The sequence below is a fragment of the Streptomyces sp. NPDC102278 genome, assembly GCF_044766345.1.
In the GTDB taxonomy this organism is placed as follows: Bacteria; Actinomycetota; Actinomycetes; order Streptomycetales; family Streptomycetaceae; genus Streptomyces.
Window position 1 is genome coordinate 1 of sequence record NZ_JBIWLV010000008.1, and the last position, 11,265, is coordinate 11,265.

The window sequence follows — 11,265 nt, forward strand, 5'->3', positions numbered from 1 at the left end:
ACCCTGTGGGAGAGTAGGACGCCGCCGAACAATCATTGTGGGAAAGCCCCGCACCCTTCAGGGTGCGGGGCTTTTCTGCGTTCCGGACCAAATCGGTTCCCGAGGACCGCGGTGCCGGCCGCACTCGACACCCGGATGCCCGGCATGGGCTCGGGAGAGAACCATGCCGGCGGCTCGTAGTGTGAAGGTATGGGCTATGACCTCGTGATCTTCGACAACGACGGCGTGCTGGTGGACAGTGAGCCGATCTCCAACCGCGTCCTCGCCGGGTACCTGACGGAACTGGGGCACCCCACCTCCTATGACGAGTCGCTGCGCGACTACATGGGGGCCGCCGTGCACCGGGTGCACGATCTCGTGCAGGAGCGGACCGGGCAGCGGCTGCCCGAGGACTTCGACGAGACGTTGCACGTGCGGACCACCACCGCCTTCGAACGCGAGCTGCGGCCCGTCGAGGGGATCGAGGACGTGCTCGGCGCTTTGACCGCGCACGGAGTCGCGTACTGCCTGGCCTCCTCCGGGAGTCACGAGAAGATCCGGGCCGGCCATCAGGCGGCCGGGATCGACGGATGGTTCGAGGAGGAGTGGCTCTTCAGCTCGCAGGACGTGGGCCGCGGAAAGCCCGCCCCCGATCTCTTCCTGCACGCGGCCGACCAGATGGGTGTCGCCCCCGCGCGGTGCGTGGTCGTCGAGGACAGCCCCCTCGGGGTGCAGGCCGCGGCGGCGGCCGGCATGGACGTGCTCGGATTCACCGGGATGATGCCGGCCGACCGGCTCCCCGGCGCGACCAGCTGCTTCGGCGACATGAAGGAGCTCATCGGGCTGCTCGGCCTGGACGCCCACTGACCGTCCGGGCAGCGCCCGCCCCCGCCGGTTCCTCGTTCGATCACTGTTCCGAATCGGTATGTGATCTCTCTACCCACGGGTAGTCCGCGCCCCTACGCTGTGCCGCCATGACAGAAGACGTGCGGCTGCGCCGTGGGCGCGGGTCCCTGGGGTTCAGCTTCTTCGTGCAGGGCGTGACCTTCGCGCTCCTCGTGACGCGCATCCCCGCGATCCAGGACCAGTACGGGATATCCGACGGGCTGTTGCCCGCCTTCCTCGCCGCCGTGCCGATCCTCGCCGGCGTCGCCAGCGTCGCCACCGAGCACCTGGTGAAGCGGGTCGCGCCGAGCGTGGTGCTGCGGTGGGCCCAACCCCTGGTGCTGTTGGCGCTGCTCGGCGTCGGGGCCGGCGACCAGATGTGGCACGTGGCCCTGGCCCTGGGGGCGTTCGGGTTCTCCGTCGGGGCGCTCGACGCCTCGATGAACATGCTCGGAGTCAGCCTGCAGCGGACGTACGGGCGCAGCATCATGTTGGGCTTCCACGCCTCGTACAGCCTGGGCGGGATCGTCGGCGCCTCGGCCGCCTGGGCGGGGGCGCACTGGCACCTGGGGCTGTTCAGCAGCTATCTGCCGGCGGTGGTGGTGCTGCTGCCGCTCGTGGTGCTCGGGAGCCGGTACTACGTGGACCGGCCGCAGGAGGCCCCGGCCGAGGCGGGGGCCGAGAAGGGGCTGGGGGTCGGCGGGTTCAAGCTGCTGCTGCCGCTCTGCCTGGTGATGGCGTGCGCGTACATCGGGGACTCGACGGTGTCGAACTGGAGCGCCAAGTACCTCCAGGACGTGCTGGGCAGTTCGGAGCAGCTCGCCACCGTCCCCTACAACGTGTACATGGTGACCACCCTGATCGGTCGGTCGGTCGGTGACCTGGGAGTGCGGCGCCTCGGGGCGGTGGCCGTCGTCCGGGGCGGGACGCTGGTGGCGGCGCTCGGGTTCGGGGTGGTGGCCGTCGCGCCGGGGGCGTGGACGGGGATGCTCGGCTTCACGTTGTTGGGGATCGGGCTGTGCGTGATCGTGCCGCAGACCTTCGCGGCGGCGGGCCGGCTGTTCCCCGGGGCCTCGGCCGACACGGCCATCGCGCGGCTGAACATCTTCAACTACGTGGGATTCCTCGTCGGGGCGCCGCTCGTGGGCGGCATCGGGGACGCCTGGAGCTATCGGGGCGCGATGCTGGTGCCGATGGTGTTGGTGTTGGTGACGTTGTTCCATGCCCGCTCGTTCGGCTCGGACGGTGCCCGATACGGTGTCGGGCATGAGCGGCCGCGGGTTGTTGATGTGGGACGAGGCGGTAACGAGGTATGACTTCGGACCGAGCCATCCGATGGATCCGGTGCGTCTGGCGCTGACCATGGGCCTGGTGCGTGCCTTCGGGCTGGACCGGGAGATGGAGGTACGGGCGGCGCGCGCGGCCGGTGATTCGACGTTGCGGCTCGTCCACCGGGAGGACTACGTCGCCGCGGTGCGCGAGGTGTCGGCGGACCCGGGGGTGGCGGACGGTTCGTACGGGCTCGGGACCGTGGACGATCCGGCGTTCCACGGGATGCACGAGGCGTCCGCGTTGATCGCCGGGCAGTCGGTGGCGGCGGCGGAGGCGATCTGGCGCGGTGAGGCCGGGCACGCGGTGAACTTCGCGGGCGGGCTGCATCACGCGATGCCCGGCGGGGCGGCCGGTTTCTGTGTGTACAACGACGCGGCGCTCGCCGTCGCGAGGCTGTTGGAGCTGGGCGCCGAGCGGGTCGCGTACGTGGATGTGGACGTGCATCACGGCGACGGGGTGCAGACGGCGTTCTGGGACGACCCTCGGGTGCTGACGATCTCGCTCCACGAGCATCCCCGGACCCTGTTCCCCCAGACCGGGTGGCCCGAGGAGACGGGTGGGCCGGACGCCGAGGGGTCGGCGGTGAACGTGGCGCTGCCGGCCGGGACCGGGGACGAGGGCTGGTTGCGGGCCTTCCACGCCAGCGTGCCGGAGCTGTTGGCGGACTTCCGGCCACAGGTGCTGGTGAGCCAGCACGGGGCGGACACGCACTTCGAGGACCCGTTGGCGCACCTCGCGGTGTCGCTGGACGCGCAGCGTGCCGTCCAGGAGGCCTGTCACGCGTTGGCGCACGAGCACGCGGACGGCCGGTGGCTGGCGTTGGGCGGTGGCGGGTACGCGGTGGTGGACGTCGTGCCGCGGTCTTGGACGCACCTGGTGGGGATCGCGGCGCACCGGCCCGTGGATCCCGCGGCGGCGGTGCCGGACGCGTGGCGCGACGAGGTGTACGCGCGGACCCGGCAGCCCGCGCCGCGCCGGATGACGGACGGGCGGACGGTCTCCTGGCAGGACTGGGAGGCGGGCTACGATCCGGCCGACCGGATCGATCAGGCCGTGCTGGCCATGCGGAAGGCGGTCTTCCCGCTGCGCGGGATGCTGACGTAGCGGGCGGGCCAAGGGATGCATCGTTACGCCAACTGTGGGGCTGTTCGCCGGAATTGAGGCTCCGCCAGGTTCGGTGCGGCAGCATCGGCGGGGTGTTGAGCACCGGAGCGTTGCGTGCACATCTGCTGGCTTCCCGGTTGGCCGGGCCGGTCGCCACGTCGCGGGAGGAGAGCCTGCGCAGTTACCGGCTGTTCGCGGCGCGGGATCCGCGGCTGCTGCTGGGGCTGGACCCCGAACGGGGTTGGGGCGAGAGTGATCTCCTGGGGCTGATGGCGGACAAGTGCGGGGTCTCGGCGGACCCGGCGCACGTCAGCGGGCCGGACGTGATCGATCCGGAGCGGACGGTGGCCGCGCTGGAGGCCTTCGCGGGGCGGTTGGGCGAGGCGGCCGGTGCGCGGTCGCCCGTGTTGTTCGCGACCGGTCACCCGCACCGTCTCCTGGGGTTCTACGCCAGTTTGGCCGAGGCCCTGTCGGCGGTGGGATGTGTTGTCCTCACTCCGGCGCGGGGGGTGCGCATCGACATGGCGACCCGGTTCGGCGTACGCCCGCACTGCATCGATTACGTACGGGGAGTCGCATTGGTGCGGGAACCCGGCGCGCGGCCGGCGGGGAGTGCGACCGGCGCGCACACCCATTCTCCGCTGCCGGTTCGGGTCGCGCTGGGGGCGCTCGCGGAGGCCGGCGAGCCACTCCCGGAGCTGGTGGTCGGGGACCACGGGTGGGTCTGCGGTGCAGGTCAGCTGGGTGTGGACGCGATCGGGTTGGCCGATACGGACGATCCGGCGCTGTTCGTCGGCGAGGCCGAGGGGCGGGTCTCGGTGGCCGTTCCGCTTGATGACGCGGTGCGCTCGGACTACTACCGACCGCTCACGCGCTACGTGTTGGGTCGGGCGGGGCTGCCTATGCGCCAGGAGTGGCTGTAGCTCCTCTTCCCCACTCGTATCACACGCCCCTACTCTGGTGAGTGAGCGTGCGACGACGGGGCGTAACCGGAGGGGAAGCCGGTGCCCGTCATGCGCGGAAGGTCAAGGTGTGTCATGGCTGCTGGCGAGAGGCCTCTCAGTGAGGTTCAGTTCCTGACCGTGGCGGAGGTCGCCTCGGTGATGCGAGTGTCGAAGATGACCGTGTACCGCCTGGTGCACAACGGTCATCTGCCCGCCATCCGGGTGGGCCGGTCCTTCCGGGTCCCCGAGAACGCGGTTCACGAGTACCTCCGAGAGTCCTATGTGGGGGTGGAGTCGGCCTGAGAATGACCGGCGATCGCCCTCGGATTACAGGCTCAGAGTTTGGGCGGGTAGGCTAGGCCGACGTAGGTCGTGTGGGCCCAGACGCCCCGCACCGTTCTCCGTCAACGCGGGGATGTTCCGAGAAGTGAGCGAGGGTAGTCGTGGGCTCTGTTATCAAGAAGCGGCGCAAGCGGATGGCTAAGAAGAAGCACCGCAAGCTGCTCAAGCGCACCCGCGTCCAGCGCCGTAACAAGAAGTAAACGGCAGCTGTACGTGTTCTCCGCAGCCCCTCCACCATCCTGGTGGAGGGGCTGCGGTGCAGCCGGGGTACTTCTTCGAGGGAGGCGCTGAGCTCGTGGGGAAGGTCGTGCTCGTCACCGGGGCTGCCCGGCAGCTGGGAGGCCGCTTCGTGCGGCGCATCCAGCACGAACCGGACGTCGAGCGGGTGATCGCGGTGGATGCCGTGAGCCCGCCGCACCGGCTCGGTTCGGCCGAGTTCGTGCGGACGGACATCAGACAGTCGGCCATCGTCCGGGTGCTCGCGGAGCACGCCGTCGACACGGTGGTCCACCTGGCCGTCACCGGGGGCGCCGCGGGGTCGGGCGGTGCGCGCAGCGCCGTCAAGGAAACGAACGTCATCGGGACGATGCAGCTCCTCGGGGCCTGCCAGAAGTCGCCGACGGTCCGCCGGCTCGTGGTGAAGTCCAGTACCAGCGTGTACGGGGGCACCTCGCGGGATCCGGCGGTCTTCACCGAGACCACGCAGCCGAAGTCGCTGCCCGCGGTCGGCTTCGCGAAGGACGCCGCCGAGGTCGAGGGGTACGTGCGGGGCTTCGCGCGAAGACGACCGGACGTGGCCGTGTGCGTGCTGCGTTTCGCGAACATCCTGGGTCCGTACGCGGATTCCGCGCTCGCCGAGTACTTCTCGATCCCCGTGATGCCGACCGTGTTGGGTTACGACCCGAGGTTGCAGTTCGTCCACGAGGACGACGTGGTGGACGTGTTGCGGTTGGCCGCGGGCGAGCCCCGGCGCGGGACGCTGAACAGCGGGACGTTCAACATCGCGGGCGACGGGGTGCTGTTGCTGTCGCAGTGCGCGCGCCGGCTGGGGCGGCCGACGGTGCCGCTGCTGCTGCCCGCGGTGACATGGGTGGGTTCGGCGTTGCGGGCGGTCGGGGTGACGGACTTCTCGCCCGAACAGATAAGGCTGTTGACGCACGGGCGGGTCGTGGAGACCACGCAGATGCGGGACACCCTCGGGTTCGCGCCCCTGTACACGACGGCGGAGACCTTCGCGGACTTCGCCCGGAGTCGGGGGAACGGGCTGCTGCCGCCGGAGCGGGTCGGTCGCACCGTGGACCGGGTGGCGGGCATGCTGAACGCTGACCTGTCGAGTGTGGAGCCGGTGGCCGAGGGAGCGAAGAGATAGTGGCGGACGCGAAAGTCATCCCGTTCGACGAGGACCGGCCGCGTCGGCGGCCGCCGCGGCGGGTGCGCGTCGCGCCACCGGTCGAGCCCGAGCCCGTGGTGGAGCCGGCTCCGGCCGAGCCCGCGACGGGCGGGGCGGGGTGGGACCGGCGGATCGCCGGCGGGCTGGCGTTCCTGCGGCGGCGGATCACCGGGGAGTACGAGGTCGACGACTTCGGCTACGACAAGGAACTGACGGACCAGGTCCTGATGTCCTTGATGCGGCCGTTGTTCGACAAGTACTTCCGGGTCGAGGTCAAGGGCGTCGAGAACATCCCGAAGGAGGGTGGCGCGCTGATCGTGGCGAACCACTCCGGGACGCTGCCGCTGGACGGCCTGATGCTCCAGGTCGCGGTGCACGACCACCACCCGGCGCAGCGGCACCTGCGCCTCCTGGCGGCGGATCTGGTGTTCATGCTGCCGGTGGTGAACGAACTCGCCCGCAAGGCCGGTCACACGCTCGCCTGCGCGGAGGACGCGCAACGGCTGCTGGAGGCCGGGGAACTGGTCGGGGTGATGCCGGAGGGCTTCAAGGGGCTGGGCAAGCCCTTCGGGGACCGGTACAAGCTCCAACGCTTCGGTCGGGGCGGGTTCGTGTCGACGGCGCTGCGCGCGGGAACTCCGATCGTGCCCTGTTCGATCGTGGGGGCGGAGGAGATCTACCCGATGGTCGGCAACGCGAAGACGTTGGCGCGGCTGCTGGGGATCCCCTACTTCCCGATCACGCCGACGTTCCCGTTGTTGGGGCCGCTCGGCGCGGTGCCGTTGCCGACGAAGTGGACGATCCAGTTCGGGGAGCCGATTCCCACGGACGGGTACTCGGCGGAGGCCGCCGAGGATCCCATGTTGATGTTCAACCTGACGGACCAGGTGCGGGAGCAGATCCAGCACACGCTGTACCGGCTGCTGGTGCAGCGGAGGTCCGTGTTCTTCTGAGCGGTTCGAGAGAAGGCCGGAGGGGACTGTCGAGCAGTCCCCTCCGGCCTTTCACTCGGTGTCCTCCGCCTGGATGCCCAGCCCCGGCAGCAGGCCGGGGAGGAGCGGCGGGAGGGTGATGTCCGGCTGCGGGAGATCCGGAGTGGTGGACGGGGGCGGGGTGGACTGGCCTTGCGACGGCGGGTGGAGCAGATCGCCCGTACCGCCGAGGAGTCCGCCGGCGGGGGGCGGGGGCTTGCTGGTACCCGGTGCCGGCGTGCTCGGGGGAGACGCCGCCGGGGCACCCGACGGGGGTGCGGACTTCTGTTTGCCCGCGGGCGTGCTCGGCTTGGCCGAGGTGCCCGGGGTGGAGCCGCGGGTCTGTGCCGGTGGCTTCGGCAGCAGGCCCTGGAGCGGCGCCACGTCCTCGTCTATGGCCTGGAAGACCGACTCCACCTCTCCGCCCACGTCGGTGAGCTGCGCCGGGAGCTTCTCCCGGAGCCGGCCCCACGCGTCGCGGTGGGAGCGGGAGAACGACGAGAGCGTCTGGATCGGTCCGAGGGAACCGTCCCGTTCGTACGCCGCCTGGAGGAGCCGGTGGCCCTCCGCCGCATCGTGTTTCATTCCCGCCAGCGCTCGGCGGATCTCGCCCAGGGACTCGTGGTCCAGTACGCCCGTCCGGCCCCGCTCCATCAGCCTGCGGGCCTCCGACAGCCGGTTCGAGGCCTGGTCCAGGTAGAGCTCGCCCCGGTCCGAATCCTCGTCGGCCATCCCCAGCTTCAGATCCTCCATGCCCCGTTTGACCGGGTAGAGGGAGTCACCCGGTAGGGCGTCCGTGCTGGCAGCGGCCACGCCGCTGAAGGCCCCTGCGGCCACACCCACGGTGAGGCCACCTGCTGCGATGCCCTTGGACCAGCGGGAGCGGGGCCGCAATTTCCGGAGCGAGGTCGCCCGGTGGGCGCCGCGGCCGGTCCGCTGTTCGGGCACCAGAGGGTCGGCGGCGGCGCCTCCGGCCCTCTCCTCCATCACCATGGCCTCCATGGCTGCGACGAGCTGGGCTCGTTGCACCACTTTGACCTCGGGGTCCAGCGTTGGGCGCGGCATTTCGCCGAGCACGCTCGCCAGGGCCAACAACCGGTCGTGGTCGGCAGGTTCGGCAGGTGCCTCGGACTGCTCGGCCGCCGGGTCCGGTTCCGAAAGGTCGGATGGGGTCCGATCCTCCAGGGCCTGGGCGAAGGCGTTCGCCCGCCGGTGCGGAGTCACGTTCGCGATCACTGGCGGCACCTCCTCTCGTCATGACGATCGACTCCCCAAGGTGTCCGGAAGGTTGCCTTCCTTGAGCACATCCACACTTTCGAGTGAGCGGCTTCGGGCAGGGCGTGTCCACAGGGAGCCTGCATTCCGCACAACGAGCGGCGCGGCACTTGGGTTACGGACGAAGGATGATCGGACCACAGCGTCATCAGAGTCATCGGCAGGGTTACGGGGTGTGAGTAGGGCCGCGGTCAGCGGGCGTCGTCCGGGAGCAGGCGGGCCAGGGTGCGGACCGCCCGGTACTGGAGCGTCTTGATGGCGCCCTCGTTCTTCCCCATGACCCTGGCCGTCTCGGCGACGGACAGGCCTTGGAGGAAGCGCAGGGTCACGCATTCCTGCTGTTGCGGGTTGAGTTTCCGTACGGCCTCCAGGAGGGCCGCGTTGGAGAGGGACTCGAGGACGGAGTCCTCGGGGCTGCGCTCCACCTCGTTGGCGTCGAGCATCTCGCCGGTGGTGACCTCCAGCCGGAAGCGGCTGGACTTGAAGTGGTCGGCCACCAGGTTGCGCGCGATCGTCACGAGCCAGGCCCCGAAGTCGCGGCCCTGCCAGGTGAAGGTGGAGATGCGGCGCAGCGCGCGCAGGAAGGTCTCACTGGTGAGATCCTCCGCGGTCGCCTTGCCGCCGACGCGGTAGTAGATGTAGCGGTACACCGTGTCGCTGTACTGGTCGTAGAGCCGGCCGAAGGCCTCGGCCTCGCCGGCCTGGGCTCGTTCGACCAGGTCCATCATGCGGGCCTGGTCGCTGTCCGCCGTGGGGCGGCGGGCGGCGGGCGCGCCGGCGGCGGTGCCGCTTGAGCTTCCGCCCGAGCGGCCGCGTCTGCCCACCGTCGCTCCGCCGTCGGTCAGGGCATAGCAGGGACCGGCCGGGCCGAGGCCGGCAGGGATCGCGGCGAAGGCGGGGACGGCGTACGCGGTGGGGACGAAGCCACGCAGGTGGTCGAGGACCGTTGCGCGCAGCGTAGCCAGGCCCGAGGCGTCAACCCCGACAGGTGGGTACACGGGACTCCCAGAGGCAGAGCTTCCATCACGTGCAGTGCGGGACCGTTCACCCGTCGTGGCGACAGATGGGCGGTGGCATGCGTTTGAGGAGAATAACGCTTCGTACAGGCAGCGCTACACCCAGTTGCTCAAATCACCGGTTACGACACTTCTGTTGCGTGTCGAGGGCATATTCGGTCGCAGATGGTGATCGATTCTTGATCGGTTGGATGCGCGGAATGGAAGCTTCCACAGAGGCTCGCGACCGAGTCGGGTGGGCGGGAGTGCCTCGCCGGGCGCGGGGGTAGGGCTGGGGGAATGGCCGTCGGCCGGGCCGCGCCGGGGCGACGAAAAGCCGCCGGGCACGGGCCGGGCGGCTTTTCGCAGGCGGGGTGAGGGGGCCGGGGCGGGGCGGCTACCTGCGGCGGCGGTGCAGGGCGATGGCGGCGGCGGTGCCGCCCGCGATCGCGCCGACGCCGGCGGCCGCCGGGACGCCGACCTTCACGGCCTTGCGGCCGGTCCGATAGTCGCGCAGCCGCCAGTCGTGGGCGCGGGCATGCTTGCGCAGTTTTGTGTCGGGATTGATCGCGTACGGATGTCCGACGAGTGACAGCATCGGGATGTCGTTGTGTGAATCGCTGTACGCGGCGCAGCGGTCGAGGTCCAGGCCCTCGGCGCCGGCCAGGGCGCGCACGGCCTCGGCCTTGGCGGGGCCGTGCAGCGGTTCGCCGACGAGCCGGCCGGTGTAGACGCCGTCCACGGATTCGGCGACGGTGCCCAGGGCCCCGGTCAGGCCGAGGCGGCGGGCGATGATCGTGGCGGTCTCGACGGGGGCGGCGGTCACCAGCCAGACCTTCTGGCCGGCGTCGAGGTGGGCCTGGGCCAGGGCGCGGGTGCCCGGCCAGATCCGCTCGGCCATGTACTCGTCGTAGATCTCCTCGCCGATGGACATGAGCTCGGACACCCGGTGGCCCTTGACGATGGACAGCGCGCTGTCGCGGGCGTCCTGCATGTGCTCGGGGTCCTCGACGCCGGCGAGCCGGAACCAGGCCTGCTGCCAGGCGAAGCGGGCGAGCTCGCGGCGCTGGAAGAACTCGCGCTTGTAGAGGCCGCGTCCGAAGTGGAAGATCGCGGCGCCCTGCATGACGGTGTTGTCGAGGTCGAAGAAGGCGGCGGCGAGATCGTCGCCCGGCACCGGGAACTCGGGCTCGGCGGGAGCCTGCGGCGCTTCGGCGGCTTCCGCCCGCGCGGCTTCCGCTTGCGCGATCGAGCGGGCGGCGTCCGGCCCGTCCGACGTCGGATCCGGAGCCTCTGCGAAAGGTGGCGCCTCGGCCTGAGCGGTCTTGCGCGCTGCCTCGGCAGAGGCCTCGCCTGCCAGCACGCTCCGCGCGGTCGCGGAGCGCCTACGGGGGGTGAGCCATCCCAGAGCGGCCATGACGCGAGCATAGCCATTGTGTTCGGGAGTTCCCGAACCGATGGGAAACGGAGGCGTGAACTCTGTGGGGCGCGCGGTCGGGTCGCGGGGGCGGTGCGCGGCGGGCGTCGTTCCATACCGGCATGCCGGCGGGCGCCGCCGAGGGGTCCCGGCGGGCGAGGGGGCGCGGGACAATGAGGACATGAGTCCTCTGCTGCGTCGTAAGGAAAAGAAGCGTCCCGAGGAGCGGCTGGTCACGCTGGTCGGGAAGCCGGGGTGCCATCTGTGCGACGACGCCCAGTCGGTGATCGAGGCGGTCTGCGCGCAGACCGGGGCGCGGTGGGAGAAGAAGGACATCTCGCAGGACGAGGAGCTCTACCGGCGCCATTGGGAGCAGATTCCAGTGGTGCTGGTGGATGGTGAACAGCACACCTTCTGGAGGGTGAACCCTGAGCGGCTGCGTCGGGCATTGGAGGGCTGACCCTCCGGGCGGTTACCATCATGGGCGATTTATGGGGACTCGGGGGCGTATCGATGAGGAGTGTGTACCGTTTTGCCCCCCTCGGGATTTGAACGGGTTCGGCCTGTTCCGGGTTCCCGCACCACAGGGTCGACCCGCGTGACCCCGGTCACTTTGCTCGGACAAAGCGGA

Annotated in this window: 12 protein-coding genes; 9 read left to right on the forward strand and 3 right to left on the reverse strand. The window is 70.5% G+C overall.

What is annotated here, in order from left to right; genetic code table 11:
• Positions 1-189: 189 nt before the first annotated feature.
• The 8 genes from ACIRO3_RS20110 to ACIRO3_RS20145 all read left to right on the forward strand — a co-directional run bounded on the left by ACIRO3_RS20110 (position 190) and on the right by ACIRO3_RS20145 (position 6,929).
• On the forward strand, positions 190-846 hold the full coding sequence (locus tag ACIRO3_RS20110; RefSeq protein WP_404138529.1) for an HAD family hydrolase: 657 nt from the start codon (positions 190-192) through the stop codon (positions 844-846).
• Positions 847-953: 107 nt separating this feature from the next.
• Complete coding sequence (locus tag ACIRO3_RS20115) at positions 954-2,180, forward strand: MFS transporter (RefSeq protein ID WP_404138532.1); 1,227 nt, start codon at positions 954-956, stop codon at positions 2,178-2,180.
• A complete protein-coding gene (locus ACIRO3_RS20120) occupies positions 2,152-3,300 on the forward strand; it encodes an acetoin utilization protein AcuC (protein ID WP_404139060.1) in 1,149 nt (382 codons plus the stop codon). Before ACIRO3_RS20115 ends, ACIRO3_RS20120 begins: the two co-directional genes overlap by 29 nt.
• Before the next feature lie 92 nt (positions 3,301-3,392).
• Positions 3,393-4,223 (forward strand): phosphatase, encoded by an 831-nt coding sequence (locus tag ACIRO3_RS20125; RefSeq protein WP_404138535.1) that lies wholly within the window; start codon positions 3,393-3,395, stop codon positions 4,221-4,223.
• Positions 4,224-4,337: 114 nt separating this feature from the next.
• Positions 4,338-4,547: a helix-turn-helix domain-containing protein gene (locus tag ACIRO3_RS20130; protein ID WP_008738568.1), complete on the forward strand. Its 210-nt coding sequence runs from the start codon at positions 4,338-4,340 to the stop codon at positions 4,545-4,547.
• A gap of 140 nt (positions 4,548-4,687) precedes the next feature.
• Complete coding sequence (locus ACIRO3_RS20135) at positions 4,688-4,786, forward strand: 30S ribosomal protein bS22 (RefSeq protein WP_003948845.1); 99 nt, start codon at positions 4,688-4,690, stop codon at positions 4,784-4,786.
• A gap of 95 nt (positions 4,787-4,881) precedes the next feature.
• The gene (locus ACIRO3_RS20140) at positions 4,882-5,955 is read left to right on the forward strand and encodes an NAD-dependent epimerase/dehydratase family protein (RefSeq protein WP_361780551.1); all 1,074 of its coding nucleotides are present in this window, start codon (positions 4,882-4,884) and stop codon (positions 5,953-5,955) included.
• On the forward strand, positions 5,955-6,929 hold the full coding sequence (locus ACIRO3_RS20145) for a lysophospholipid acyltransferase family protein (protein ID WP_404138537.1): 975 nt from the start codon (positions 5,955-5,957) through the stop codon (positions 6,927-6,929). Before ACIRO3_RS20140 ends, ACIRO3_RS20145 begins: the two co-directional genes overlap by 1 nt.
• A 51-nt stretch (positions 6,930-6,980) precedes the next feature.
• Here the strand turns inward: ACIRO3_RS20145 and ACIRO3_RS20150 are convergent, their stop codons facing one another.
• The 3 genes from ACIRO3_RS20150 to ACIRO3_RS20160 all read right to left on the reverse strand — a co-directional run bounded on the left by ACIRO3_RS20150 (position 6,981) and on the right by ACIRO3_RS20160 (position 10,634).
• Complete coding sequence (locus ACIRO3_RS20150) at positions 6,981-8,183, reverse strand: DUF5667 domain-containing protein (protein WP_361780545.1); 1,203 nt, start codon at positions 8,181-8,183, stop codon at positions 6,981-6,983.
• 230 nt (positions 8,184-8,413) lie between these two features.
• Positions 8,414-9,220: an ECF subfamily RNA polymerase sigma factor, BldN family gene (locus ACIRO3_RS20155; RefSeq protein ID WP_053682965.1), complete on the reverse strand. Its 807-nt coding sequence runs from the start codon at positions 9,218-9,220 to the stop codon at positions 8,414-8,416.
• A gap of 394 nt (positions 9,221-9,614) precedes the next feature.
• Positions 9,615-10,634 carry an HAD-IB family hydrolase gene (locus tag ACIRO3_RS20160; protein ID WP_361780542.1) on the reverse strand — a complete coding sequence of 340 codons (1,020 nt, stop codon included), beginning with the start codon at positions 10,632-10,634 and terminating at the stop codon, positions 9,615-9,617.
• 181 nt (positions 10,635-10,815) lie between these two features.
• Between ACIRO3_RS20160 and ACIRO3_RS20165 the strand changes: the two genes are divergently transcribed.
• Positions 10,816-11,094 (forward strand): glutaredoxin family protein, encoded by a 279-nt coding sequence (locus ACIRO3_RS20165; RefSeq protein WP_361780539.1) that lies wholly within the window; start codon positions 10,816-10,818, stop codon positions 11,092-11,094.
• The last annotated feature ends 171 nt before the right edge of the window (positions 11,095-11,265 follow it).

Coding starts and splice junctions, on each gene's coding strand:
- ACIRO3_RS20110 (WP_404138529.1), top strand. CDS start 190: ATGGGCTATGACCTCGTGATCTTCGACAACGACGGCGTGCTGGTGGAC.
- ACIRO3_RS20115 (WP_404138532.1), top strand. CDS start 954: ATGACAGAAGACGTGCGGCTGCGCCGTGGGCGCGGGTCCCTGGGGTTC.
- ACIRO3_RS20120 (WP_404139060.1), top strand. CDS start 2,152: ATGTGGGACGAGGCGGTAACGAGGTATGACTTCGGACCGAGCCATCCG.
- ACIRO3_RS20130 (WP_008738568.1), top strand. CDS start 4,338: ATGGCTGCTGGCGAGAGGCCTCTCAGTGAGGTTCAGTTCCTGACCGTG.
- ACIRO3_RS20160 (WP_361780542.1), bottom strand. CDS start 10,634: ATGGCCGCTCTGGGATGGCTCACCCCCCGTAGGCGCTCCGCGACCGCG.
- ACIRO3_RS20165 (WP_361780539.1), top strand. CDS start 10,816: ATGAGTCCTCTGCTGCGTCGTAAGGAAAAGAAGCGTCCCGAGGAGCGG.